At 62.7% G+C, this 26981-nt stretch carries 24 protein-coding genes; 21 read left to right on the forward strand and 3 right to left on the reverse strand.

Annotation, left to right across the window (positions count from 1 at the left end; genetic code table 11):
• Nucleotides 1-44 precede the first annotated feature (44 nt).
• Nucleotides 45-1034, reverse strand: coding sequence for a helix-turn-helix transcriptional regulator (locus ATY75_RS27805; protein WP_088939990.1), 990 nt, complete (start codon nt 1032-1034; stop codon nt 45-47).
• A gap of 180 nt (nt 1035-1214) precedes the next feature.
• A complete protein-coding gene (locus ATY75_RS27810) occupies nt 1215-3500 on the reverse strand; it encodes an NADP-dependent malic enzyme (protein WP_088939991.1) in 2286 nt (761 codons plus the stop codon).
• A gap of 113 nt (nt 3501-3613) precedes the next feature.
• Between ATY75_RS27810 and mutS the strand changes: the two genes are divergently transcribed.
• The 4 genes from mutS (at nt 3614) to murJ (ending at nt 11242) form a co-directional block, all read left to right on the forward strand.
• The gene (gene mutS / locus ATY75_RS27815; RefSeq protein WP_088939992.1) at nt 3614-6340 is read left to right on the forward strand and encodes a DNA mismatch repair protein MutS; all 2727 of its coding nucleotides are present in this window, start codon (nt 3614-3616) and stop codon (nt 6338-6340) included.
• Between the two features lie 14 nt (nt 6341-6354).
• Nucleotides 6355-6630 (forward strand): hypothetical protein, encoded by a 276-nt coding sequence (locus tag ATY75_RS27820; RefSeq protein WP_007633762.1) that lies wholly within the window; start codon nt 6355-6357, stop codon nt 6628-6630.
• 108 nt (nt 6631-6738) lie between these two features.
• Nucleotides 6739-9645, forward strand: coding sequence for a [protein-PII] uridylyltransferase (locus ATY75_RS27825; RefSeq protein ID WP_088939993.1), 2907 nt, complete (start codon nt 6739-6741; stop codon nt 9643-9645).
• A 10-nt stretch (nt 9646-9655) separates the two neighbouring features.
• The gene (gene murJ / locus ATY75_RS27830; protein WP_088939994.1) at nt 9656-11242 is read left to right on the forward strand and encodes a murein biosynthesis integral membrane protein MurJ; all 1587 of its coding nucleotides are present in this window, start codon (nt 9656-9658) and stop codon (nt 11240-11242) included.
• 232 nt (nt 11243-11474) lie between these two features.
• On the opposite strand, the gene ATY75_RS27835 is transcribed toward murJ, so the two are convergent.
• Nucleotides 11475-11903 (reverse strand): D-Ala-D-Ala carboxypeptidase family metallohydrolase, encoded by a 429-nt coding sequence (locus ATY75_RS27835; protein WP_088939995.1) that lies wholly within the window; start codon nt 11901-11903, stop codon nt 11475-11477.
• 176 nt (nt 11904-12079) lie between these two features.
• On the opposite strand from ATY75_RS27835, the gene ATY75_RS27840 reads away from it, so the two are divergent.
• From ATY75_RS27840 to ATY75_RS27920, 17 genes are all read left to right on the forward strand, one after another.
• Nucleotides 12080-12478, forward strand: a complete 399-nt coding sequence (locus ATY75_RS27840; protein ID WP_088939996.1) for a VOC family protein — start codon at nt 12080-12082, stop codon at nt 12476-12478.
• Nucleotides 12479-12599: 121 nt separating this feature from the next.
• On the forward strand, nt 12600-13664 hold the full coding sequence (trpS, locus tag ATY75_RS27845; protein ID WP_088939997.1) for a tryptophan--tRNA ligase: 1065 nt from the start codon (nt 12600-12602) through the stop codon (nt 13662-13664).
• A 108-nt stretch (nt 13665-13772) separates the two neighbouring features.
• Nucleotides 13773-14264, forward strand: a complete 492-nt coding sequence (locus ATY75_RS27850) for a universal stress protein (RefSeq protein WP_003583845.1) — start codon at nt 13773-13775, stop codon at nt 14262-14264.
• A 105-nt stretch (nt 14265-14369) separates the two neighbouring features.
• A complete protein-coding gene (locus ATY75_RS27855) occupies nt 14370-14936 on the forward strand; it encodes a NifU family protein (RefSeq protein ID WP_049730790.1) in 567 nt (188 codons plus the stop codon).
• 87 nt (nt 14937-15023) lie between these two features.
• Nucleotides 15024-15686: a tRNA (adenosine(37)-N6)-threonylcarbamoyltransferase complex dimerization subunit type 1 TsaB gene (tsaB, locus tag ATY75_RS27860; RefSeq protein ID WP_088939998.1), complete on the forward strand. Its 663-nt coding sequence runs from the start codon at nt 15024-15026 to the stop codon at nt 15684-15686.
• Entirely contained in the window at nt 15683-16183 is a 501-nt protein-coding gene (locus tag ATY75_RS27865) for an N-acetyltransferase (protein WP_190241436.1), read from the forward strand. The genes tsaB and ATY75_RS27865 overlap by 4 nt, the downstream gene beginning before the upstream one ends.
• A gap of 85 nt (nt 16184-16268) precedes the next feature.
• Nucleotides 16269-16697, forward strand: a complete 429-nt coding sequence (locus tag ATY75_RS27870; RefSeq protein ID WP_088940000.1) for a Fur family transcriptional regulator — start codon at nt 16269-16271, stop codon at nt 16695-16697.
• A gap of 27 nt (nt 16698-16724) precedes the next feature.
• A complete protein-coding gene (locus ATY75_RS27875) occupies nt 16725-17522 on the forward strand; it encodes a lysophospholipid acyltransferase family protein (protein ID WP_064836096.1) in 798 nt (265 codons plus the stop codon).
• 49 nt (nt 17523-17571) lie between these two features.
• Nucleotides 17572-18981, forward strand: coding sequence for a tRNA (N6-isopentenyl adenosine(37)-C2)-methylthiotransferase MiaB (miaB, locus tag ATY75_RS27880; RefSeq protein WP_088940001.1), 1410 nt, complete (start codon nt 17572-17574; stop codon nt 18979-18981).
• An 18-nt stretch (nt 18982-18999) separates the two neighbouring features.
• Entirely contained in the window at nt 19000-20049 is a 1050-nt protein-coding gene (locus tag ATY75_RS27885; protein WP_088940002.1) for a PhoH family protein, read from the forward strand.
• A complete protein-coding gene (gene ybeY / locus ATY75_RS27890) occupies nt 20049-20564 on the forward strand; it encodes an rRNA maturation RNase YbeY (RefSeq protein WP_088940003.1) in 516 nt (171 codons plus the stop codon). Before ATY75_RS27885 ends, ybeY begins: the two co-directional genes overlap by 1 nt.
• On the forward strand, nt 20561-21715 hold the full coding sequence (locus tag ATY75_RS27895; RefSeq protein ID WP_088940004.1) for a hemolysin family protein: 1155 nt from the start codon (nt 20561-20563) through the stop codon (nt 21713-21715). Before ybeY ends, ATY75_RS27895 begins: the two co-directional genes overlap by 4 nt.
• A 129-nt stretch (nt 21716-21844) precedes the next feature.
• A complete protein-coding gene (lnt, locus tag ATY75_RS27900; RefSeq protein ID WP_088940005.1) occupies nt 21845-23449 on the forward strand; it encodes an apolipoprotein N-acyltransferase in 1605 nt (534 codons plus the stop codon).
• Between the two features lie 148 nt (nt 23450-23597).
• A complete protein-coding gene (locus tag ATY75_RS27905) occupies nt 23598-24017 on the forward strand; it encodes a helix-turn-helix domain-containing protein (protein ID WP_064836083.1) in 420 nt (139 codons plus the stop codon).
• Between the two features lie 178 nt (nt 24018-24195).
• Nucleotides 24196-25434: a methionine adenosyltransferase gene (gene metK / locus ATY75_RS27910; protein WP_064836081.1), complete on the forward strand. Its 1239-nt coding sequence runs from the start codon at nt 24196-24198 to the stop codon at nt 25432-25434.
• 8 nt (nt 25435-25442) lie between these two features.
• Nucleotides 25443-26144 carry a tRNA (guanosine(46)-N(7))-methyltransferase TrmB gene (locus tag ATY75_RS27915; protein ID WP_064836079.1) on the forward strand — a complete coding sequence of 234 codons (702 nt, stop codon included), beginning with the start codon at nt 25443-25445 and terminating at the stop codon, nt 26142-26144.
• Between the two features lie 101 nt (nt 26145-26245).
• Nucleotides 26246-26968, forward strand: a complete 723-nt coding sequence (locus ATY75_RS27920; protein ID WP_088940006.1) for an HAD family phosphatase — start codon at nt 26246-26248, stop codon at nt 26966-26968.
• The last annotated feature ends 13 nt before the right edge of the window (nt 26969-26981 follow it).

A 26981-nucleotide genomic window follows, 5' to 3' on the forward strand; every position in this document is an offset into this window, starting at 1 on the left:
TCTGAAAAGGCGCGCGGCGCTGCAGGCTCTTCGAGGGCGTGCCCTCACATATCGTATCGCCTTCTCGTATCCGACGGGTTCTCTCCATACGCCGCCCGATAGGTTGCCGCAAAACGACCGAGGTGAAAGAATCCCCATTTCAAACAGATGTCCCGCAACGGCTGCCGGTTGGAAGGATCGCGCAGATCCTCCCGGACCGCCTGCAAGCGGATCGTCCTGAGGTAGGCAGACGGTGTCGTTCCCTTAAAGGCACGAAAACCGACTTCAAGAGCGCGAATGGAAATGCCCGCCGCCTCCGCGACACTCTGCATCGTCAACGGCTGCGCGATATTGGCATGCATGAATTCCATTGCGCGACGGACATGCCGCGGGGCGATCAGGTGGATTTTCTTGTCGAGGAGATGCGAGAGCCGGTGAGGAACCAAGCGCACCACCAGATCGGCAAAGGCCTGGATCAGGTTCGACATCGCAATTGGCGAGTGGAGCAGCGGGCCGTCGTTGCGCATGCCGATGATCATGGTCTGGGCGAGACCGCCGATCAACTGTCCCGCCGCGGTGGAACGATCAACGACCGGCGCCAGGTCCATTGCCCCGGTCAGCGGGGTCTCCAATACGGCGGCGACGGTCTGAGCGATGATCGACCAGCTGAGGCTGAGTGTGTCGGACCGGTGCGGCGCTGCCCTCACGGAAACCCGTTCCGGCTCAAGATTGTTCGTCAGCAACAGCCGCCCCGGGATCGCTTCGGCCACGGTCCGGCCAAAGCCGACATCGAGAGCCCCCATGCGCGGAACGATGATGGCCAGAGTTTCCGGCGTTCCCTGTGCCGTTCTTGCACCCCAGCCGCCGGAATCCTGGTTGCTGACCAGCGACAACCTCTCATCGCCCCAAAACCCGACCTTCCAGTCGAGTGGTTTCTCTCGGCCGTTGCGCCATGCGTCGAACGAACCGAACCCCTTGGTCAGAGCCTCGACCATATCGTCGAAAGTTGCCCCCTGAAATCGGGCAATGAAATGGGGGGATGCATTTTCCGGCATGGGAACCTAAAGGGCTGATGAAAATATAAAATCTATGGCCCGCACTTTGTATCAAAAGTATGACTTATCAGGAAAACCCTTTCAACCATGGCTTCGGTGGGTAAGCCAGAAAAGCTGTGCCCGGCCGACATGTTGTCGGCCGGGCACAGAATGTCGTCTCGTACGGGAGACAGAGCGAGTTTACGAACCCGCGCCATAGGCAGCGATCGCCGCCATGTTGACGATGTCGCTGTCCTTGGCGCCCATCGAGGTGATCTGTACCGGCTTGTCGAGACCGACCAGGATCGGGCCGATCACCGTCGAGCCGCCGAGCTCCTGCAGCATCTTGGTCGAGATCGAGGCGGAGTGGAAGGCCGGCATGACAAGCACGTTGGCAGGGCCGGAAAGGCGGCAGAAGGGATATTGCTCCATCACCTTGCGGTTCAATGCGACATCGGCCGCCATCTCGCCGTCATATTCGAAATCGACGCGACGCTTGTCGAGGATCTTCACTGCCTCGCGCACCCGCTCGGAGCGTTCGCCCGAGGGATGACCGAAGGTGGAATAGGCGAGCATGGCGACGCGCGGCTGATAGCCCATGCGCCGCGCCAGGCCCGCCGCCTCTTCGGCGATATCGGCAAGCTGTTCGGCCGTCGGCATGTCGTGCACGGCGGTATCGGCCACGAAGACCGTGCGACCGCGGCAGAGTGCCAGCGACACGCCGATGACGCGGTGGCCGGGCTTCTCGTCGATGCAGCGGCGCACATCCTCGAGCGCTGTGGAATAGTTGCGGGTGATGCCCGTGACCATGCCGTCGGCGTCACCCAACGCCACCATGGTGGCGGCGAAGTGGTTGCGGTCGTTGTGGATCAGCCGCTGGACGTCGCGGTGGAGATAACCGTGCCGCTGCAGCCTGGCATAGAGATAATCGATATAGGCCTCGACCCGGGTGGAAATACGGGCATTGACGATTTCCAGCCCCGGCCGGTTGAGATCGATGCCGGCGCGTTCGGCCGTCGATCGGATCAGGTCCTCGCGGCCAAGCAGGACGGCGGTGCCGAGCTGCTGGTTGGCGTAGGAGAGTGCGGCGCGCAGGACCTGTTCTTCCTCGGCCTCGGCAAAGACGATCCGCTTCGGGCGGCGGCGCACCCGCTCATAGAGGCTGGCAAGCGTCGAGGCGATCGGATCGCGGCGCGCCGAAAGTTCGCGGGCATAACCGGCCATATCGGTGATGACCCTGCGGGCGACGCCGGTTTCGATCGCCGCTTCCGCGACGGCGACCGGGATCGCCGAGATCAGCCGCGGATCGAAAGGAACCGGGATGATGTATTGCGAGCCGAAACGCGGCCGGTTGCCCTGATAGGCGGCAACGACGTCATCCGGCACATCCTCGCGGGCCAGGTTTGCCAGCGCCTTGACGGCGGCGATCTTCATCGCGTCGTTGATCGTCGAGGCACGGACGTCGAGAGCGCCGCGGAAGATATAGGGAAAGCCGAGGACATTGTTGACCTGGTTCGGATAGTCCGAACGGCCGGTCGCCATGATGGCGTCGTCGCGGATGCGGGCCACCTCTTCGGGGGTGATTTCGGGATCGGGATTGGCCATGGCGAAGATGATCGGCCGATCCGCCATCGAGCGGATCATCTTGGCCGAAAAGGCGCCCTTTTGCGACAGGCCGAACACGACGTCGGCGCCCTCCATCGCCTCCTCGAGCGTGCGCGCATCGGTCTTTGCCGCATGCGCCGATTTCCACTGGTTCATGCCCTCGGTGCGGCCCTGGTAGATGACGCCCTTGGTATCGCAGAGGATAACGTTCTCAGGCGCAAAACCCATCGCCTTGATGAGCTCGATGCAGGCGATCGCCGCAGCACCGGCGCCGTTGCAGACGAGCTTCGTCGTCTTCAGGTCGCGACCGGTCAGCTCAAGCGCGTTGATCAGGCCGGCGGCGGCGATGATCGCCGTTCCGTGCTGGTCGTCGTGGAAGACGGGAATATCCATCAGCTCGCGCAGCCGGCTTTCGATGACGAAACAATCCGGCGCCTTGATATCCTCGAGATTGATGCCGCCGAAGGAGGGGCCGAGGAAACGCACGCAGTTGATGAACTCGTCGACATTTTCCGTATCGATTTCGAGGTCGATGGAATCGACGTCGGCGAAGCGCTTGAACAGCACCGCCTTGCCCTCCATGACCGGCTTGGAAGCGAGTGCGCCGAGATTGCCGAGACCCAGGATCGCCGTGCCGTTGGAAATGACGGCGACCATGTTGCCGCGCGCCGTATAATCATAGGCCGTCTGCGGATCGGCGGCGATCGCCTTGACGGGGACGGCGACACCCGGGGAATAGGCAAGCGACAGGTCGCGCTGCGTCGCCATCGGCTTGGTCGGGACGACTTCCAGTTTGCCGGGGCGGCCCGTGGCGTGAAAATCGAGCGCCTCCTGGTCGGTAACTGATGTCGCCGGCCGGTCATTCTTATCGATATCGGGCATAAATCCTCCAACGTCCTGTGGGCGACGCTTCGCTCTTCCTCAAATGCTGTTGTCATCTATAGCGGCGCGCGGATAGGGTTGGCACCTGTTTTTTTGGGAAAAACTGCACCTCCGTGAACGCACGAATAGACACAGGGAATGAAGCCTTTTCGGCTGCCGAGCTTGCCACGGCGGAAAGCCGTGCCTCGGCGACGCCGATGATGGAGCAATATATCGAGATCAAGGCGAACAATCCGGGTTCGCTGCTGTTCTATCGCATGGGCGATTTCTACGAGCTGTTCTTCGAGGATGCGCTGGAAGCCTCACGCGCGCTCGGCATCACGCTGACGAAGCGCGGCCAGCACATGGGCCAGGACATCCCGATGTGCGGCGTGCCGGTGCATGCGGCCGACGATTATCTGCAGAAGCTGATCTCGCTCGGATTCCGCGTCGCCGTCTGCGAGCAGGTCGAGGATCCGGCCGAAGCGAAAAAACGCGGCGGCAAATCCGTCGTCAAGCGCGATGTCGTCCGGCTGGTCACGCCCGGCACGATCACCGAGGAAAAGCTGCTTTCGCCCTCGGAATCCAACTATCTGATGGCGCTGACCCGCATTCGCGGCGGGGCCGAGCCCTTGCTGGCGCTTGCCTGGATCGATATTTCCACCGGCGTCTTCCGGCTGGCCGAGACCGAAGCCTCGCGGCTGCTTGCCGATATCCTGCGCATCGATCCGCGCGAACTCATCCTGCCCGACACGATCTTCCACGATCCGGAACTGAAACCGGTCTTCGACGTGCTCGGCCGCACCGCGGTGCCGCAGCCTTCCGTGCTCTTCGACAGCGCCAGCGCCGAAGGCCGGATCGCCCGTTATTTCGGCGTCGCGACGCTCGACGGCTTCGGCAGCTTCTCGCGCGCCGAACTGGCGGCGGCGGCAGCCGCCGTCGCCTATGTCGAGAAGACGCAGATCGCCGAGCGTCCGCCGCTTGGGCAGCCGGAGCGGGAAAGTGCGGCGTCGACGCTGTTCATCGATCCCGCCACCCGCGCCAATCTGGAACTGGCCCGGACACTGTCGGGCGACCGCAACGGCTCGCTCTTGAAGGCGATCGACCGCACGGTCACCGGCGGCGGCGCACGGCTTCTGGCCGAGCGGCTGATGTCGCCGCTGACCGACCCCGCCCGCATCAATGCCCGGCTCGATTCGATCGGCTTTTTGATCGACGAACCCTCGCTCTGCGGCAAGCTGCGCGACACGCTGAAACACGTGCCCGACATGCCGCGCGCTTTGTCGCGTCTGGCGCTCGACCGCGGCGGCCCACGCGATCTCTCGGCGATCCGCCACGGCCTGCAGGCGGCGAGCGACGTTGCGGCTGCGCTCGCCAGCGCGATGCTGCCGGAGGAGCTCGGCCAGGCGCTGTCCGGACTGCAAGCCCTTCCCGAAGCACTCGAAAGCCTGCTCGCCGAGACGCTTGCCGAGGAACTGCCGTTGCTGAAACGCGATGGCGGCTTCCTGCGCGACGGCGCCAGCGCCGAGCTCGACGAGGTCCGGGCGCTGCGCGACCAGTCGCGCCGGGTGATCGCCGGCCTGCAATTGCAATATGCCGAAGAGACCGGCATCCGCTCGCTGAAGATCAAGCACAACAATATTCTCGGCTATTTCATCGAGGTCACCGCCGGCAATGCCTCGCCGATGACGGACACGGCTGAGGCCAAGGCCCGCTTCATCCACCGTCAGACGATGGCCAGCGCGATGCGCTTCACCACCACCGAACTTGCCGATCTCGAAAGCCGCATCGCCAATGCCGCCGATCGGGCGCTGACGATCGAACTCGCCGCCTTCGAAAAGATGACGGCGGCGGTGGTTGCGGAAGCCGAGGCGATCAAATCCGGCGCCCAGGCGCTTGCCGTCATCGACGTTGCCGCTGGTCTGGCGCTGCTCGCCGAGGAGCAGGCCTATTGCCGCCCGCAGGTCGACGGCTCGAAGATGTTTGCCATCGAGGGCGGCCGTCATCCTGTGGTCGAGCAGGCGCTGCGGCGGCAGGCGGGCGGCCCCTTCGTCGCCAACCATTGCGATCTGTCGCCGAAATCGGGCGACAAGGACGGCGCGATCTGGCTGCTGACCGGCCCCAACATGGGCGGTAAGTCGACCTTCCTCAGGCAGAACGCGCTGATCGCTATCCTGGCGCAGATGGGCTGCTTCGTGCCGGCGACCTCGGCCCATATCGGCATCGTCGACCGGCTTTTCTCGCGCGTCGGCGCCTCCGACGACCTGGCGCGCGGGCGCTCCACCTTCATGGTCGAGATGGTCGAAACCGCTGCGATCCTCAATCAGGCGAGCGACCGTTCGCTGGTCATCCTCGACGAGATCGGCCGCGGCACCGCCACCTTCGACGGCCTGTCGATCGCCTGGGCCGCCGTCGAGCACCTGCACGAAGCCAATCGCTGCCGCGGCCTGTTCGCCACGCATTTCCACGAGTTGACCGTACTTTCGGAAAAGCTTGGCCGGCTATCGAACGCCACGATGCGCGTCAAGGAATGGGACGGCGACGTCATCTTCCTGCACGAGGTCGGGCCGGGTGCGGCCGACCGCTCCTACGGCATCCAGGTCGCCCGCCTGGCCGGGCTTCCGGCCTCGGTGGTGGCGCGGGCCCGCGACGTGCTCACCCGCCTCGAAGATGCCGACCGCAAGAACCCGGCCAGCCAGTTGATCGACGACCTGCCGCTCTTCCAGGTGGCGGTGCGGCGTGAAGACACGGCCCGCGGCCCGTCCAAGGTCGAGGAGGCGCTGAAGACGATGAGCCTTGACGACATGACGCCGCGCGAGGCAATGGACGCGCTTTACGACCTCAAGAAGAAACTGAAATAGGGCAGCGGCACGCGATGTTCATGGAAAAGCTGGTTCGCGAAACGGAGCGCCTGTCGCTCATCTGCTCGATGCTCGACACGATGCGGCGGGCCGACGCCGACCGCAATGCGCGCGGCTGGACGTCGCCGATCGGGATGCTGAAAATCACCCGCTGTTGCGCTATGATCTCGGAACTCGGCACGTCGATCGCCAAGGCCGGCTATCGCGAATGCGACCGGCAGTCGCTCGAGGAGATCATGAGAGAGACGCGGCAGGTGCTGCATTTGCTGAATGCGCGGGCCGCCCTCTGAGTTTTTCGGGAAAGCCGCCACGCGGTCTACCAACACCATTTCGCCAAATTTAAAGGTTCTTGCAGTATGAGGGCGCGTGTCGATCGCCTGACGAAGGGGTTATAGCGCATGCAGACGAAACACGAGGCGAGCCCGGATCCGGCCGCCCGGCATGAACAGGAAACTGCCCCGGCGACAGCGATGCGCGCGCTTGATTTTTCCCCTATCCTCGACGTCGAGCTGTTGCAGAAGCAGTGCGACGCCGTTGCCGAGGCCAATCGCAATCGGCCTGACGTGCTGCGCTCCGACCTTCTCGCCGTCCTGAAAAAGGCCAGCACGGAAGGCCGGCAGAAGGCGCGGGCCGCGCTGATGGCCGATGGCGGCGGGCTGAATTGCGCCTACAGGATTTCCTGGCTGCAGGACCAGATCATCACCGTCCTCTACAATTTCGCCACCGCCCATATCTTTCCGCAGCAGAAGGACAAGTTCGCGGTCACCGCCGTCGGCGGCTACGGCCGCGACACGCTGGCGCCCGGCTCCGATATCGACCTGCTCTTCCTCTTCCCGCCGAGACCGACTGAGGAGACCCACAAGGCGGTCGAATTCATGCTCTACGTGCTCTGGGACATGGGCTTCAAGGTCGGCCACGCCACCCGCACGGTGGAGGAATGCATCGCGCTTTCCAAATCCGACATGACGATCCGCACCGCGATCCTGGAGATGCGCTATATCTGCGGCCTGCAGCGGCTGGAAACCGAGCTCGAGACCCGCTTCGACAAGGAAATCGTCACCGGCACCGGTCCTGAATTCATCGCCGCCAAGCTTGCCGAGCGCGACGAGCGCCACCGCAAGGCCGGTGATACACGCTATCTCGTCGAGCCCAACGTCAAGGAAGGCAAGGGCGGGCTTCGCGACCTGCACACGCTGTTCTGGATCTCGAAATATTATTATCACGTGCGCGACCAGGCCGAACTGGTCAAGCTCGGCGTCCTGTCAAAGCACGAATACCGCCTGCTTGAGAAAGCCGACGATTTCCTCTGGGCGGTGCGCTGCCATATGCATTTCCTCACCGGCAAGGCCGAGGAACGGCTGTCCTTCGACATCCAGCGCGAGATCGCCGAAGCCTTCGGCTATCACACTCGGCCGGGCCTTTCGGCCGTCGAGCGCTTCATGAAGCATTATTTCCTCGTCGCCAAGGATGTCGGCGATCTGACCCGCATCCTGTGCGCCGCGCTCGAAGACCAGCAGGCGAAGTCGATCCCCGGCCTCACCGGCGTCATCAGCCGGTTTACCCATCGCACCCGCAAGATCGCCGGCAGCGTCGAATTCGTCGAAGACCGCGGCCGCATCGCGCTCGCCGACGCTGAAGTGTTCAAGCGCGATCCGGTCAGCATCCTGCGGCTCTTCCATGTCGCCGACATCAACGGGCTGGAATTTCATCCCGATGCGCTGAAACGCGTCACCCGTTCGCTGGCGCTGATCGATAACCGGCTCAGGGAAAACGACGAAGCCAACCGCCTGTTCATGTCGATCCTGACCTCGAAACGCGACCCGGCGCTGATCCTGCGCCGCATGAACGAGGCCGGCGTGCTCGGCCGTTTCATTCCCGATTTCGGCAAGATCGTCGCGATGATGCAGTTCAACATGTATCACCACTATACGGTCGACGAACATCTGATCCGCACCGTCGACGTTCTCTCCGAGATCGACAAGTCGCGGTCCGAGGATCTGCATCCGCTGGCGAACAAGCTGATCGCGAACATCGAGGACCGCGAGGCGCTCTACGTCGCCGTGCTTCTGCACGATATCGCCAAGGGCCGGCTGGAGGATCACTCGGTCGCCGGCGCCCGCGTCGCCCGCAAGCTCTGCGCCCGCTTCGGCCTGTCGCAGAAACAGACGGAGATCGTCGTCTGGCTGATCGAGGAACATCTGACCATGTCGATGGTGGCGCAGACCCGCGACCTCACCGACCGCAAGACCATCACCGATTTCGCCGACCGGGTGCAGTCGCTCGACCGGCTGAAGATGCTGCTGATCCTGACGATCTGCGATATCCGCGCCGTCGGCCCCGGCGTCTGGAACGGCTGGAAGGGCCAGCTGCTGCGGACCCTCTATTATGAAACCGAGCTGCTTCTGGCAGGCGGTTTTTCGGAAGTCTCGCGCAAGGAGCGGGCGAACGCCGCCGCCGAGGCGTTGCGCGGCGCGCTCTCCGACTGGAGCCAGAAGGACCGCAACACCTATACCAAGCTGCATTACCAGCCCTATCTGCTCTCCGTGCCGCTGGAAGACCAGATCCGTCACGCCCATTTCATCCGCCAGGCCGACAAGGCGGGACAGGCGCTCGCCACGACGGTGCGCACCGACAGTTTCCACGCGATCACCGAAATCACCGTGCTGTCGCCCGACCACCCGCGCCTGCTCGCCGTCATTGCCGGCGCCTGTGCGGCGGCCGGTGCCAACATCGTCGACGCGCAGATTTTCACGACGTCGGACGGGCGGGCGCTCGATACGATCCATGTCAGCCGCGAGTTTTCCGACGATGCCGACGAACTGCGCCGTGCCGGCACGATCGGACGGATGATCGAGGACGTGCTGTCGGGGCGCAAGCGCCTGCCCGAAGTCATCGCCACGCGCACGCGCAACCGCAAGAAGAGCAAGGCCTTCGTCATTCCGCCGTCGGTCAACATCACCAACAGCCTCTCGAACAAATTCACCGTCATCGAGGTCGAGTGCCTCGACCGGCCCGGCCTCTTGTCGGAGATCACCGCCGTGCTCTCCGATCTGTCGCTCGACATCCAGTCGGCCCGCATCACCACCTTCGGCGAGAAGGTGATCGACACCTTCTACGTCACCGATCTTGTGGGACAGAAAATCTCCGGCGACAGCAAGCGCGCCAATATCACCGCCCGGATGAAGGCTGTCATGGCCGAGGAGGAAGACGAACTGCGCGAGCGCATGCCCTCCGGCATCATCGCGCCGGCCGCCACCGCCCGGACAACGCCCTCCGCTGAAAAGAAAGCCGATTCCCCCGCATGAGCTATCAAGCATGAGCCTCGTCAAAAAATTCGCGACCGTCGGCGGCGCTACCCTCGGCAGCCGCATGTTCGGCTTCGCCCGCGAAACGCTGATGGCCGCCGCCCTCGGCACCGGGCCGATGGCCGACGTCTTCTACGCCGCCTTCCGTTTTCCGAACCTGTTCCGCCGGCTGTTTGCCGAAGGCGCCTTCAACGCCGCCTTCGTGCCGCTGTTTGCCAAGGAGATCGAGGCGAACGGCACGGATGGCGCCAAGCGCTTTTCCGAGGAAGTCTTCGGCGTCCTGTTTTCGGTGCTGCTGCTCATCACCATCGTGATGGAGCTTTCCATGCCGCTTCTGGTGCGCTTCGTCATCGCGCCGGGCTTCGCCGACGATCCCGAGAAATTCTCGATCACCATCCGCATGGCGGCGGTGATGTTTCCCTATCTGATGTGCATGTCGCTGACGGCGATGATGAGCGGCATGCTGAATTCGCTGCATCATTTCTTCGCCGCGGCCATCGCGCCGGTTTTCCTCAACGTGGTGATGATCGGGGCGCTGTTTTATGCGCTCTATACCGGCGCCGATCCGCTGACGACGGCCTGGTATCTCTCCTGGGGCGTGCTTGCCGCCGGTGTGCTGCAGCTCGCCGTCGTCTATGTCGGCGTGCTTGCCGCCGGCATGAGCATCGGTTTCCGCTTCCCGAAGATGACCCCGAACGTCAAGCGGCTGCTGATCCTGGCGGTGCCGGCGGCAGTGACCGGCGGCATCACCCAGATCAACCAGCTGATCGGCCAGGCGATCGCCTCCTCCCGCGACGGCGCGATCGCAGCGCTACAATATGCCGACCGCATTTACCAGCTGCCGCTCGGCGTCGTCGGCGTCGCCGTCGGCGTGGTGCTGCTGCCGGAACTCGCCCGGGCGCTGAAGGGCGGCAATCTGCGCGAGGCTGGAAACCTGCAGAACCGCTCGATCGAATTCGTGCTGTTCCTGACGATCCCCGCCGCCTTCGCGCTGTGGATCCTGTCAGACGAAATCATCCGCGTGCTCTATGAGCGCGGCGCCTTCCATCAGGAAAACACGGCCGTCGTCGGCTCGATCCTGGCGATCTACGGCATCGGCCTGCCGGCCTTCGTGCTGATCAAGGCGCTGCAGCCGGGCTTTTATGCCCGCGAGGACACCAAGACGCCGATGCGTTTCTCGGCAATCGCCGTTGCCACCAACTGCGCCACGGCGCTGACCCTCTTTCCCTATATGGGCGCGCCCGGCATCGCCGTTGCCGAAGCTACCGCCGGCTGGATCAGCACGCTCCTGCTGTTCACCACGCTTCTGCGCCGCGGCCATCTGACCTGGGAATGGGCGCTGGCAAAACGCACCGCGCTGCTGATCGTCGCCGCAGCCGTCATGGGCGGCGCCATCGTCTTCCTCAAACAGCACTTCGCGCCTGCGCTTGCCTCCGGCGCGCCGCTTCTGACCAAGATCGGCACGCTCGGGCTGTTGATCGGGATTTCCATGCTGGTCTATTTCGCCGCCGCCTTCCTGATCGGCGGAGCCGATCTCGGCATGATCCGGCGCAACCTGAACCGCAAGCCGGTGCCGGCAAAGGACCCGCAAGGCTAGGGAGATTGCCGCTGCCGGCCCGTTGCATGCCGGCATCGTCGAGCCACGATTCAAGACCCCTCCCCACAAGGGGGAGGGGCTTAGATGCCGCACCCGACGCGTTCCACTTCATTGTTTCATCCGCAAGGTTGCTGCTTGGCGCTATACAGTGCGGCAGGTTAGCCCCTCCCCCTTGTGGGGAGGGGTTGGGGAGGGGTCTTCGCCGGCCACAAACCGGAACAACCACTCTGCGTCAACAATCCACCCACCGCCGCTGCGGCCCGACATCGACATGGACGATGCCGTTGCAATAGGTGCCGATGCCGCCGATCCCCGGCGCGCTTCTGGCGGCAGCGATGATGGTGCGTTCCGACAGGCCCGGCATCCTGATATCGGCCGCCAGGCATTTGCCGTGCAGGGATCCATGGCGTCGGGGATGCGGCCTGAGGCCGGAGGTGATCATCGGCCGGCGTCCGGTTTTTAAGGCGATATGCGACAGCACCGCCCGAAGACGCTCGGGAAAACAGCCGGCGCGGACGCTGACGGTCTGGACGGTGTAGGCGAGGCGCGCCTCTTGCTTGGAAAGATGGATCGCCGGTTTTTTGCTGTCTTGACCGACGGCGCCGGTTGCGGATTGTAGGGCGAAAAGGCCTGCCATGGCGAGCAAACTGGCGTTCTGCATGGTCCCTCCGGGCGGTTGACAGGGCGGCCATCGCACGCACCTCCACGGTCGAGGATTTTCAGTTCAATAAAAGCTTTTCTGTGAAATTTTATACTCAATTGTGAGTATCACTTTGGCTTAAAACAACGGAAATCGCCGACCCAAAAGGGAATAAACATCTCAACCGGAGATATGACATGACGATCCAGTCGCTTTTCCTCGTCACCCTCGTCGTCGACGACTACGACCGCGCCAAGGCTTTCTATTGCGACGCCCTCGGTTTCGATTGCCTTCAGGACGAGACGCAGCCGGAGGGCAAGCGCTGGCTGGTAGTGAAGCCCAAGGGCGGAGATGGCGCCGCCTTTCTGCTGGCGCAGGCGGCAAACGAGGCGCAGCGGGCGGCGATCGGCAACCAGACGGGCGGCCGCGTCGGCTTCTTCCTGAAGACCGACGATTTCGCCCGCGACCATGCCGCAATGCTTGCCGCTGGCGTGCGCTTTCTGGAGGAGCCGCGGCATGAGGTTTATGGCACGGTCGCGGTGTTTGCCGATCCCTACGGCAACAGCTTCGATCTGATCCAGCATGCCGCTGCCTGAACCCCTTGATTGCGGCCGGCTGCCCGTGCATAAGCCGCGGCGTTAGCAACAGGGGCGAACAACCCTGCTGCCATGCAGCAAACCAAAGCTGTGGGCCCTCCACCAGCCTATTGAGGACGACATGAGCGAATTCAAGAAACTCGTATTCTCCGGCGTGCAGCCGACCGGCAATCTGCATCTCGGCAATTATCTCGGCGCGATCCGCCGCTTCGTGGCGCTGCAGGACGGCAATGACTGCATCTATTGCGTCGTCGACATGCACGCGCTCACCGCCCAGCTGGTGCATGAGGACATGCCGAGCCAGACGCGCTCCATCGCCGCCGCCTTCATCGCCGCCGGCATCGATCCGGAAAAACATATCGTCTTCAACCAGTCGGCCGTGCCGCAGCATGCCGAACTTGCCTGGATCTTCAATTGCGTCGCCCGCATCGGCTGGATGAACCGCATGACGCAGTTCAAGGACAAGGCCGGCAAGGACCGCGAGCAGGCCTCGCTCGGCCTTTACGCCTATCCGAGCCTGATGGCCGCCGACATTCTCGTCTATCGCGCCACCCATGTGCCGGTCGGCGAGGATCAGAAGCAGCACCTGGAACTTGCCCGCGACATCGCGATGAAGTTCAATCTCGATTATGCCGAGCATATCGGCAAGACCGGTTACGGCGTCGACATCACCGTCGGCAACGAGCCGGTGCATGCCTATTTCCCGATGGTCGAGCCGCTGATCGGCGGGCCGGCGCCGCGCGTCATGTCGCTGCGCGACGGCACCAAGAAAATGTCGAAATCCGACCCTTCCGACCTGTCGCGCATCAATCTGATGGACGACGAGGACGCGATCTCGAAGAAGATCCGCAAGGCAAAGACCGATCCGGACGGCTTGCCGAGCGAGGTGGACGGGCTGCAGGGCCGGCCGGAAGCGGACAATCTGGTGGCCATCTATGCCGCCTTGGCCGACAAGTCCAAGGCCGACGTGCTTGCCGAATTCGGCGGCCAGCAATTCTCCGTCTTCAAGCCGGCGCTGGTCGATCTCGCCATCCATGTGCTGGCGCCGATCACCGGCGAGATGCGCCGGCTGATGGACGATACCAGCCATATCGACGCGATCCTGCGTAAGGGCGGCGAACGCGCCAGGGCCCGCGCCGAGGTGACGATGCGCCAGGTCCGCGACGTCATCGGCTTCCTCTATTAAGGCGCGTCTCCTCTTCTCCCGGCTGGGGGAAGAGGGAACTTCTCCCGAGGGGAGAAGAGGAAAAACTGAGCTTGCAATTTTTCTGCTTCGGGTGTCAGAGTCCGCGCCATGGTATCGAAGCGACTCTCACGGCTCGAAGGTCATCGCCGCAAATTCATGGCGGTTATCGACGGGACACCCGAATGCCAGCGCGCCGTTCATTATGCCGGCCGGCGCGCGAAGAATTCCAATGGCGGGCTGGTGCTGCTCTACGTCATCCCCGACGGGGATTTCCAGCAATGGCTGGGCGTCGAGGCGATCATGCGGGCCGAGGCGCGTGAGGAGGCCGAGGCGGTGGTGGCCAAGATCGCCCAGATCGTGCGCGAGACCATCGGCATCGAGCCGGAGATCGTCATCCGCGAAGGCGGTGCGGCCGAACAGATCAACGCGGTGATCGAGGACGACCGCGATGTCGCGATCCTCGTTCTGGCCGCCGGTTCGGCGAAGGAAGGTCCGGGACCGCTGGTTTCGTCGATTGCCGGCCGCGCGGCGGCGTTTCCGATCCCGGTCACGGTGCTGCCGGATACGCTGACCAATGAGGAAATCGACGCCCTCTGCTGAGAATTTCTTGAGTAAAAATCTCTTGAATGGAACCGGCAATCGGCTTATCTTCTTTTGAAGAATTCTAAAGACGGCGAAGCCATGGGCCGCCGCATGGAGACCCAGATGTTCATTCAGACCGAAGCCACGCCGAATCCCGCCACGCAGAAGTTCCTGCCGGGCAAGGTGGTGATGGAAAACGGCACGGCCGAATTCCGCAGTGCTGCGGAAGCCGAAGCTTCGCCGCTTGCTGCCCGCCTGTTCGAAATCCCGGGCGTGACCGGCGTCTATTTCGGCTATGATTTCATTTCCGTCTCCAAGGACGATGCCGAATGGCAGCATCTTAAGCCGGCTATTTTAGGCTCGATCATGGAGCACTTCATGTCCGGCAAGCCGGTCATGGGTGATGCCTCGATCCTTTCCGAGGACGTCGATGCCGGCGACGAGTTCTTTGACGAAGGCGACGAATCGATCGTGCTGACCATCAAGGAGCTGCTGGAGACCCGCGTGCGGCCGGCCGTTGCCCAGGACGGCGGCGACATCACCTTCCGCGGCTTCAAGGACGGCAAGGTCTATCTGAACATGAAGGGTTCCTGCGCCGGTTGCCCCTCTTCGACGGCGACGTTGAAGCATGGCGTCCAGAACCTGCTGCGCCATTTCGTCCCGGAAGTGCAGGAAGTGATCGCCGCTTAAAAACGTGCGTTCGTCCGGCCGTTCATCTCCCGTTCGGCCGGATGAATTTATCATCCGGCGACAATAGATTTTTCGGAAATTGATGGCATGATTGTTCTGGCGCTCGACACGGCAGGTGTAGACTGCGCTGCCGCCGTTTACGACAGCGGCAGGAATACGATGCTGGGGGAGGCATCGGACATGATCGGCAAGGGGCATGCTGAACATCTGATCGGTATCGTCGATCGCGCACTGGAACAGGCCGATATGACGCTATCCGATATCGACCGGATTGCCGTCACCATCGGTCCCGGCTCGTTCACCGGCATCCGCGTCGGGGTTGCCGCCGCTCGCGGTTTTGCGCTTTCGCTCAATGTGCCCGCCGTCGGCGTCACCACGCTCGAGGTCATGGCCTCAGCCCAGCGCGAGAAGACGCCTCATCGCGCCGTGCTGGCAGCGATGGACGCCAAGCGGGACGAAATCTACCTTCAGTCCTTTTCATCAGACGGTTCTCCCCTTGACGCGCCACGGGCGCTAAGCGTTGCGCAAGCGCAAGCTTTTGCTGAAAGCTTCGACGGCGAGATCACCGGTTCGGCGACGCCGCTCTTGAAGGCCGACGCCGGCAGCGATCATACCAACAGTTTCCCGATCTCTATCGTGGCGCGCCTCGGTGCTGCCGCCTCCCCCGATGCCGGAAAGCCGAAGCCCCTTTATCTGCGCGGACCCGATGCCAAGCCGCAGGCCGGGTATGCGATTGCCCGACGAGTATGACGATGCTGGAAGCCTATCTGACGCTGAAGCCGGAATTCGAGATCATTGCCATGGAGCGCGAGGATTGCCGCGACGTCGCCGTCCTGCACGGCGAGCGTTTTGCCCGACCCTGGGGCGACGGTGAATTTCACGGGCTGCTGATGCAGGAGACCGTGTTCGGCTTCGTCGCGCGCCAGACCAACGCCATCCTGAAAAAGCCGCTTCCCGGCTTCATCCTGGCCCGCCATGTCGCGGGCGAAGCGGAGATCCTGACGATCGCCGTCCAGGCCAAGGTCGCCCGCGCCGGGCTCGGCTGGCGGCTGATGCAAGCGGCGATGCGGGAAGCGCGCGCCCGCGGCGGCGAGAGCATGTTTCTCGAGGTCGACGCCGGCAATACGGCAGCGCTTGGCCTCTATCGCAAGCTCGGCTTCGAAAAGGTCGGGGAACGCAAGGGTTATTACAAGCAGGAAAACGGCGCCCTCTCCACGGCGCTTGTCATGAAGCGCGTTCTTCGGTAGTTCCCTGCCAGCGAGAAACATGGACGCAGGCACGGCGCAACGCCGTGCGGCGTTTTCGAAACACGAATATCCCTAGAGGCCGGCCATGTCTGATGTAGCCAAGACCCTTGAGGAGCTTTGCACCGAACGCGGCATGCGCATGACCGAGCAGCGCCGCGTGATCGCGCGCATCCTGGAAGACTCCGAAGACCATCCCGACGTCGAGGAACTCTACCGCCGCTCGGTGAAGGTCGATGCGAAGATCTCGATCTCGACCGTCTACCGCACCGTGAAACTGTTCGAGGATGCCGGCATCATCGCCCGCCACGACTTCCGCGACGGGCGCTCGCGCTACGAAACGGTGCCGGAAGAGCATCACGACCACCTGATCGATCTGAAGACCGGCACGGTCATCGAATTCCGCTCGCCGGAGATCGAGGCGCTGCAGGAGCGCATCGCCCGCGAGCACGGCTTCCAACTGGTCGACCACCGGCTGGAGCTCTACGGCATCCCGCTGAAGACGGACGATCTCTGAAGCGATGGCTGCCCGAGGGACCAGCCTTTGATCGCCTGGCTGCGCATTGCCTGTGCTGCGGTCGTCATTCTGACCGTCAGCATCGTGCTGATGCCGCTGCAGATACTGGCGCTCCGTTTCGACTGGCGGCTGCGGCGCCGGCTGCCGCGTGTCTGGCACCGCATCGTCTGCTATTGTCTCGGCATCCGTGTGCGCGTCACCGGCAGGCTGGAAGAGCGACGGCCGCTGATGCTCTGCTCCAACCATTCCTCCTGGATGGATATCATGGTGATGTCGGCGGTCGCCGACGTCGCCTTCATCGCCAAGATCGAGGTGGCCGACTGGCCGATTTTCGGCACGCTCGCCAAGCTGCAGAAGAGCGTCTTCGTCGTGCGCGAGGAGAGGCGCAAAACCGGCCATCAGGCCAACGAGATCGCCGGGCGCATGGCCGACGGCGAGATCGTCGTGCTCTTCCCTGAGGGCACGACCTCGGACGGCAACCGGCTGCTGGAGGTCAAATCTTCGCTGTTCGGCGCCGCCGCGATGGCCGTGCCCGCCTCGCCGACCGGAACCGTGGTGGTGCAGCCGGTGGCGGTTGCCTATACAAGGGTGCACGGCATCGCCATGGGCCGCTATCACCGGCCGCTTGCCGCCTGGCCGGGGGATATCGAGCTCTTGCCGCACCTCCTCGACATCGTGCGCTGCGGCGCCATCGACGCCGAGGTTTCCTTCGGCGAGGCGGTGGAATACCGCGCCGACACCAATCGCAAGGAGGTGAGCGCGACCATCGCCTCACGCATTCGCAACCTGCTGAACAGCCGCCTGCGCGGGCGGGAAATCTCCTAACGTAAGATTTCGATTTTCTCGGGCGGCAAAAACCACTAAATAGCGCGCCATGACACAGGAAAGCGCCCTCCTCCAGGCCCCGGAACAGCTACTCCGCGACGGCTCCAACAGCCGCAAGGTCTTCATCAAGACCTATGGCTGCCAGATGAACGTCTATGATTCCACGCGGATGAGCGATGCGCTCGCTCGCGACGGTTACGAACCGACCGAGGATATGGAAGAGGCCGACCTCGTTCTGCTCAACACCTGCCATATCAGAGAGAAGGCGGCCGAGAAGGTCTATTCGGCGCTCGGGCGGCTGCGCGACATGAAAAAGAGGAAGGCGGCGGACGGCCGGGAGATGATGATCGGCGTTGCCGGCTGCGTCGCCCAGGCCGAAGGCGAAGAAATCCTGCGCCGCGCACCCGCCGTCGACGTCGTCATCGGCCCGCAGACCTATCATCGCCTGCCGGAAGCGCTGCGCCGGGCCAAGGAGGGCCAGCGGGTCGTCGATACGGAATATGCGATCGAGGACAAGTTCGAGCACCTGCCGATCGCCGAGAGCCGGAAGATCCGCGCCCGCGGCGTCACCGCCTTCCTGACGGTGCAGGAGGGCTGCGACAAGTTCTGCACTTTCTGTGTCGTGCCCTATACGCGCGGCTCGGAAGTGTCGCGGCCGGTTGCCCAGATCGTCGAGGAAGCCGAAAAGCTGGTCGAAGGCGGCGTGCGCGAGATCACCCTGCTCGGGCAGAACGTCAATGCCTGGCACGGCGCCGGGCCGCGGGGCGAGGCATGGAGCCTCGGCGACCTGCTCTACCGGCTCGCCGAGATCCCCGGCCTCGCGCGGCTGCGCTACACCACCAGCCATCCGCGCGACATGGACGACCGGCTGATCGACGCCCACCGCGATCTCCGGGCGCTGATGCCCTATCTGCACCTGCCGGTGCAATCGGGCTCCGATCGGATCCTCAAAGCGATGAACCGGCGCCACACGGCGGCCGAATATCTCTCGCTGATCGAACGCATTCGCGCGGTGCGGCCCGATATCGCCCTGTCCGGCGATTTCATTACCGGCTTTCCGGGGGAGACAGACGAGGATTTTGAGGATACATTAGAACTTGTGAAGAAGGTGCGCTATGCGCAGGCCTTCTCGTTCAAATACTCGACACGGCCGGGCACCCCCGGCGCGGAACTGAAGGACCAGGTGCCGGAAGAGATCAAGGCAGAACGGCTGGAACGCCTGCAAGCGCTTCTCGTGAAGCAGCAGCAGGAATTTGCCGAATCCTGCGTCGGCAAAGAGATCGACCTGTTGCTGGAAAAGCCCGGTCGCATGCCGGAACAGCTGATCGGACGTTCTCCCTGGCTTCAATCCGTGAATGTTGATGCAAAAGCATCGCAAATCGGTGACATTATTAAAGTGCGAATCACAGGAACCGGAAACAACAGCCTGTTTGCCGAACGCGCAGAGGCTGCGGTTTAACTCAAGGAGCCCGACCGCTTGAACGGACAAGAATTGGTTTCTTCTTCACCGCGCCACCCCCGCACGCCGAGCGACACCAATCACTTCGTCCTGACGTTCGAGAACAACCGCTTCGCCAGCGAGCTCTTCGGTCAATTCGATCAGAACCTCAAGCTCCTCGAGGAACGGCTCAACATCGATGCACGGGCCCGTGGCAATTCGGTCGTCATCACAGGCGATGTCGTGACCACCAACCAGGCGCGGCGCACGCTCGATTATCTCTATGAAAAGCTTCAGAAAGGCGGCAGCGTGGAACGATCCGACGTCGAGGGCGCAATCCGCATGGCGGTCGCCGCCGACGACCAGCTCAGCCTTCCCACGATGGAGCGCAAGGCCAAGCTGACGATGGCGCAGGTTTCCACCCGCAAGAAGACGATCATCGCCCGCACGCCGACCCAGGACGCCTATATCCGGGCGCTGGAGCGTGCCGAGCTGGTCTTCGGTGTCGGCCCGGCCGGCACCGGCAAGACCTATCTCGCCGTCGCCCACGCCGCCCAGCTCCTGGAGCGCGGCGCGGTCGAAAAGATCATCCTGTCGCGTCCGGCCGTCGAAGCCGGCGAGCGCCTCGGCTTCCTGCCCGGCGACATGAAGGAAAAGGTCGATCCCTATCTTCGCCCGCTCTATGACGCGCTTTACGACATGATCCCCGCCGACAAGGTGGACCGGGCGATCACCGCCGGCGTCATCGAAATCGCGCCGCTCGCCTTCATGCGCGGCCGCACGCTCGCCAATGCCGCCATCATCCTCGACGAAGCGCAGAACACGACCTCGATGCAGATGAAGATGTTTCTGACGCGTCTCGGCGAGAACGCCCGGATGATCGTCACCGGCGACCCGAGCCAGATCGACCTGCCGCGCGGCGTCAAATCCGGCCTCGTCGAGGCGCTGCAGCTTCTCAACGGCGTCGAAGGCATCTCGATCGTGCGCTTCAAGGATACCGACGTCGTCCGCCATCCACTGGTCGGGCGCATCGTCAGGGCCTATGATTCCACCTATGCCGAAGCCGAAGCGGTCAGCCGGCAGGACTGATGGCAGACCTCGACATTCAGATCAGCGTCGACGACATCGGCTGGCCGGGCGAGGAGACGCTGCTGTCCTTCTGCGAGCGCGTGCTCGGCGCCGCCGTGGTCTATCTGCGCGACAGCGAGAAGCAGCCCTTCCCGACGATGCCGCCCGAGGTTTCGCTCGTCTTCACCGACGACGCCTCGATCCAGGACATCAACGCCGAATGGCGCGGGAAGGACAAGGCGACCAACGTGCTGTCCTTTCCGGCCTTTCCGGTGCAGCCCGGCAAGATGCCCGGCCCGATGCTCGGCGACATCATCATTGCCCGGGAGACGGTGGAGCGGGAAACCATCGAACTCGAAAAGAGTTTCGACGACCATTTGACCCATCTTCTGGTGCACGGTTTCTTGCATCTTCTCGGCTACGACCATATGAATAGTGCCGAAGCCGAAATTATGGAGGGGCTGGAGACTCGCATTTTGGCGCAGCTCGGCCTATCTGATCCCTACGAGGGTCAAGACCTTAAAATGGAACCATGAGCGACTTTACGACGAAGCCGGCGGCAGACGCCAAGGACTCCGAGCCATCCTCCTCTTCCGACGAGGCGGGCAGTAGTAGTCGGCCATCCGGCCGATCCCAATCCTTCTGGTCGCGCGCCGCGCGCATCCTTCGCCCACAGCAGGGCTCGCGGCTGCGCGAGGATCTTGCCGACGCGCTGATGACCGATGCGGCCGGCGACGACGCCTTTTCGCCCGACGAACGGGCAATGCTGCACAATATCCTGCGCTTTCGCGAGGTGCGCGTCGCCGACGTGATGGTGCCGCGCGCCGATATCGAGGCGGTCGATCAGAACATCACCATCGGCGAATTGATGATCCTGTTCGAGGAATCCGGCCGCTCGCGCATGCCCGTCTATGCCGATACGCTCGACGATCCGCGCGGCATGGTGCATATCCGCGACCTGCTCTCCTATGTCGCCAAGCAGGCGCGCAACAAGCGCCGCGGCCCGGCGAAACCGGCCGTTGCCCTGCCGGCGCTGCCGGCGATCGAAGTCGCGCCCGAAAACATCCAGAAGACCACGCGTCCGGCCAAGCCGAATCTGGATCTCGCCCGCGTCGACCTGCAGAAGACGCTGACGGAAGCCGGCATCATCCGCAAAATCCTGTTCGTGCCGCCGTCGATGCTGGCCTCCGACCTGCTGCGCCGCATGCAGGTGAACCGCACGCAGATGGCGCTCGTCATCGACGAATATGGCGGCACCGACGGGCTCGCCTCGCATGAGGACATCGTCGAAATGGTGGTCGGCGATATCGACGACGAACATGACGACGAAGAGGTGATGTTCAAGCGGGTCGCCGAAGACGTCTTCATCGCCGACGCCCGCGTCGAACTGGAAGAGATCGCCGCGGCGATCGGGCCGGATTTCGACATCAGCGAGCAGGTCGACGAGGTCGATACGCTGGGCGGCCTGATCTTCTCGGCGCTCGGCCGCATCCCGGTGCGCGGCGAGGTCGTCCAGGCGCTGCCCGGTTTCGAATTCCACATCCTCGACGCCGATCCGCGCCGCATCAAGCGGCTGCGCATCACCCGCAAGCGCCATGCGATCCGCCGCCGCGCCAAGGTGGATGGCGACATCCCGCCCGGCTCCGACGCCGGCGACGACCGGCCGGCGGAATCGACCGCCAACTAAAACTGTATTTTGTGCATGTCGTCGTCCCGGAACGGCTGCACGGTTCCGGGCGATCTTCATTAACAGGACAAAGAGCCGCTTTTTTGAAAGACTGCGAACGGGTTGATTCGCGGTTTGATGGGAGTGCGCATGGAGCGGCTTGCGGACAGGGTTATCCTCGTCTGGGGTTTCAAACGGTCGCTGCTGGCCATCGCCGCCGGGGCCTTAGCCGTGCTGGCGCTGCCGCCCTTCGGCTTTTTCGCGGCAATGTTCGTCTCCTTCCCGCTGCTCGTCTGGCTGATCGACGGGGCGGCGGCTTCGCCTGAAAGCGGCCTCATCGGCAGGCTGTGGCCGGCCTTTGCCACCGGCTGGCTGTTCGGCTTCGGCTATTTCGTCGCCGGTCTCTGGTGGCTCGGCCATGCGCTGCTGGTCGATCAGGAGGAATTCGCCTGGGCACTGCCGCTCGCCATTCTCGGGTTGCCGGCCTGCCTGGCGATTTTCTACGGGCTGGCGGCCGCCCTTGCCCGCATCTTCTGGTCCGACGGCATGGGACGGATCGCCGCACTGGCGGCCAGCTTCGGGCTGATGGAATGGCTGCGAAGCGTTGTTCTCACAGGCTTTCCCTGGAACGCCATCGGCTACGGCATGATGCCGGTTCCGCTGATGATGCAGTCGGCGCATTTGATCGGTGCGATGGGGGTGACGGCCCTTGCCGTCTTCATTTTCTCCGCGCCGGCCCTTGCCGGCACCCGGCAAGGCGCACGGGCGGGCATCGCGCTCGCCGTCCTGCTGTTTGCCGCCCATCTCGGTTACGGCGCCTATGCCCTCTATCTGGCGCCGCGGGCGGCGGCCTTGCCGGAAGATAAGCGGCCGGTGGTGCGGCTTGTGCAGCCCGTCATCGACCAGGCGGCGAAGATGGATAACGATGCCGACCGCAATGCGATCTTCGAGACCCATCTGAAGCTCTCGGCCGAAGCGCCGAAAAATGGCGGGCGCAAGCCCGATATCATCGTCTGGCCGGAAACCTCGATCCCCTTCATCCTGACCGACAACCAGGATGCGCTGACGCGGATCGCCGATACGCTCGACGACAACCAGATCCTGATCGCCGGCGCGGTGCGCGCCGAGGAGATGGGGCCGGGCACGCCGGCGCGCTACTATAATTCCATCTATGTCATCGACGGCCGCGGTCAGATCATCGCCGCCTCCGACAAGGTGCATCTGGTGCCTTTCGGCGAATACCTGCCCTTCGAGAACCTGCTCACCGAATTCGGAATCCAGAACGTCGTCGAGATGCCGGGAGGGTTTTCAGCAGCAGTGAGCCGGCACCTGCTGGCGCTGCCCGGCGGGCTCAATCTCTATCCGCTGATCTGCTACGAAATCATTTTCCCGGAGGAAATGACCGGCGACATCAAAGACGCCAATGCGATCCTCAATATCACCAATGATGCCTGGTTCGGTGCGACGCCCGGCCCTTATCAGCACTTCCAACAGGCGCGGGTGCGGGCTGTTGAAACCGGATTGCCGCTGATTCGCGACGCCAACAGCGGTATTTCAGCAATTGTGAATGCACGAGGCGAGATTGTTGCCGGCCTCGACCTCGAACAAATCGGCTATATTGATGCAACTCTTGATAGGCCAGGCGTAGAAGCCCGAACGACATACCCCCGGCAAACATACTTCTGGTTGACCGAGATCCTGCTCATTTTGATTGCGCTGATTTCTCGTAGAGGTTTTATTTCCGGGTTGAATTGACCAAAAACCCCTAAAATTGCATAGTGATGACAATCGGCGTTCCGAACCTATGTTCAAAGGTGGGTTCTCACCACCTGCAACGTGGCGTTTGGGATGGATCAGGGGCATGCCGGTTAAACAGGTTGAAATTCTTAGCTAGGGCACGACCATGATTGAAAACAAAAAGAAGCCGAATCCGATCGACATCCATGTTGGCAGCCGTATTCGCCTTCGCCGCACAATGCTGGGCATGAGCCAGGAAAAGCTCGGCGAAAGCCTCGGCATCACCTTCCAGCAGATCCAGAAATACGAAAAGGGCACCAACCGCGTCGGCGCAAGCCGCCTGCAGAATATCTCGAACATCCTCAATGTTCCGGTTTCCTTTTTCTTCGAGGACGCACCCGGCGAACATTCCGGCGCCGGCGGCGGCATGGCGGAAGCCTCCAGCTCGAATTACGTCGTCGATTTCCTCTCCTCGTCCGAAGGACTGCAGCTCAACCGCGCCTTCGTCAAGATTTCCGATCCGAAGGTTCGCCGCAAGGTCGTGGAGCTGGTGAAGGCTCTGGCAGCCGAGGCCGATTCCGACTGAGCCACACCCATCGCAAAACCCGAAAGGCGGTCGAAAGGCCGCCTTTTTTGCGTTTTTAGGGCAAAATTTGTCACTTTGTCGCGGATATAAAGATATATTTATGTCCTTCTGCGCTTGTCATCGGGCCTCGAACTGAGTACCTACTAGCTAGCTTTTGTTCTTTGAGGGGAATCCCGGAATGCGCGCAAATTATCTCTTTACCAGCGAATCTGTTGCCGAAGGTCACCCTGACAAGGTCTGTGACCGCATCTCCGACGAGATCGTCGATCTGGTCTACCGCGAAGCGGCCAAGACAGGCGTCAACCCCTGGGGCGTGCGCATTGCCTGCGAAACGCTGGCGACCACCAACCGCGTCGTCATCGCCGGTGAAGTCCGCCTTCCCCCGAGCCTGATGAAAAAGGACAAGGACGGTAAGGACGTCATCAATCCGTCGAAGTTCAAGGCCGCCGCCCGCCGCGCCATCAAGGATATCGGCTACGAGCAGGACGGCTTCCATTGGAAGAAGGCCAAGATCGACGTGCTCCTGCATTCGCAGTCGGCCGACATCGCGCAGGGCGTCGACAGCGCTGCCGACCAGCAGGGCGACGAGGGCGCCGGCGACCAGGGCATCATGTTCGGTTACGCCTGCCGCGAAACGCCGGATCTGATGCCGGCCCCGATCTATTATTCCCACAAGATCCTGCAGCTGCTGGCAGTCGCCCGCAAAAAGGGCGACGGCGAAGTCGCCAAGCTCGGCCCCGATGCCAAGAGCCAGGTCACCGTGCGTTACGTCGACGGCAAGCCGTCGGAAGCGACCTCGATCGTGCTTTCGACCCAGCATCTCGACGAGAGCTGGGATTCGAAGAAAGTCCGCGCCGTCGTCGAGCCCTATATCCGCGAAGCGCTCGGCGAACTGAAGATCGCCGACGATTGCAAGTGGTACATCAACCCGACCGGCAAGTTCGTCATCGGCGGACCGGACGGTGATGCCGGCCTCACCGGCCGCAAGATCATCGTCGACACATATGGCGGCGCTGCCCCGCATGGCGGCGGTGCATTCTCCGGCAAGGACACGACGAAGGTCGACCGTTCGGCCGCCTATGCCGCCCGTTATCTGGCGAAAAACGTTGTTGCCGCCGGCCTTGCCGACCGCTGCACGATCCAGATCTCCTACGCCATCGGCGTCGCCCAGCCGCTGTCGATCTATGTCGACCTGCATGGCACCGGCAAGATCAGCGAAGATCAGGTCGAAGCGGCGATCCGCAAGAACATGGACCTGTCTCCGTCGGGCATCCGCCGCCATCTCGACCTCAACAAGCCGATCTACGCCAAGACCTCCGCCTACGGCCATTTTGGCCGCAAGGCCGGCCGTGACGGCTCGTTCTCCTGGGAGCGCACCGATCTGGTGAAGGCGCTCAAGGAAAGCCTAAAGGCCTGAGATAAAGCATGACGGATATGGAACGCCGCGGCCGGGCGACCGAAGCCTTTTTCGGTCGCCGCAAGGGCAAGGCCCTGCGTGAACATCAGGCCGAGACGCTGAACAGTCTGCTGCCGGCATTCCTTATCGATCTCTCAGCGGCTCCGCTGGAGCCGCTGACATCCCTTTTTGCGGCTCCGGTCGAAAGATTGCGGCTGGAAATCGGTTTCGGCGGCGGCGAACACCTGATCCACCGCGCCCTGGAAAGACCGTCCACCGGCTTTATCGGCGTCGAACCCTTCGTCAATTCCATGCAGAAGCTGCTGTCGCGCGTCGGCGAGACGGGCGCGCGCAATATCCGCGTCTATAATGACGACGCGACGCAATTGCTCGACTGGCTGCCGGACGCCTCGCTCGACCAGATCGACCTGCTCTATCCCGACCCCTGGCCGAAGCGGAAGCACTGGAAACGGCGCTTCGTCTCGAAGACCAATCTCGACCGCTTTCATCGCGTGCTGAAGCCCGGCGGCCTGTTCTGCTTCGCCTCCGACATCGATACCTATGTCAACTGGACGCTGCTCAAATGCCGCGACCATGGCGGCTTCGACTGGATGGCCGACAATGCCTCGGATTGGCTGACGCCTTATGAGGGCTGGCCGAGCACACGCTACGAGGCCAAGGCCCGACGCGAGGGCCGGTCTTCGGCCTATCTGACGTTCCGGAAGATCTGAGTTTCAGGGACGGTCCTTGCGGTCATCCAACTTTTGCTTTCATAGCAGCGCCACTGCAGTGCAAGATGCGGTTAAGTGAGTGTCTTTCCCTGAGGCTATCGATGCAGCGCTTGCCGCGTACCCCCAAAGCCATCCTATTCGACATGGACGGCTTGATGTTCGATACTGAAGCTTTGTATCGAGATGCCACGATGGCGGCCGCACGGAATGCAGGGTTCGAATTACCGTTGTCGGTCTATCTCGAAACCGTTGGTTTGCCAGCCTCCCGTGTCCGCGAACTTTTGTTGGCCCAGTTAGGTAGCGATGCTCCTCTGGAGGATTTCTGGAGGCGGGCATCGGACCTATTCACGCAAATGGCTCGAACAGACTTGCGAACGAAGCCCGGCTTGCGGGAAATTCTATCCTTCCTCGAGGTGCAACGAATACCTTCGGCTATCGTAACCTCATCGAGCCGGAACACCGTTGAGGAGCACCTTGCAGCTACCAGCCTGCACGGTCGTTTTCAAACCATTGTCGCCTACGGCGATTACCTCTCGGGAAAACCGCATCCTGATCCATACCTGCTGGCCGCCGAGCGGCTCGGCTTGCCCATCACCGAATGTGTTGTCCTCGAAGACTCGCGAAATGGCGTTCTCTCGGGATCGAGCGCAGGGGCGATGATGGTGATGGTACCTGATCTCGTTCAGCCAACTCCGGACATTCTTGGTCACTGCGAGTGCATATTGGCCGACCTTCACGCCGTGCAGGAGCTTCTGGCAAATAGTCTGACTGACCGCATCGGGCAGAGCGACGCATTGCCCTTTAAGCAGACAGGTTCGTTTTAGGCAGTGCCAGAAC

This window comes from Rhizobium sp. N122, assembly GCF_002211295.1.
Taxonomy (GTDB): Bacteria; Pseudomonadota; Alphaproteobacteria; order Rhizobiales; family Rhizobiaceae; genus Rhizobium.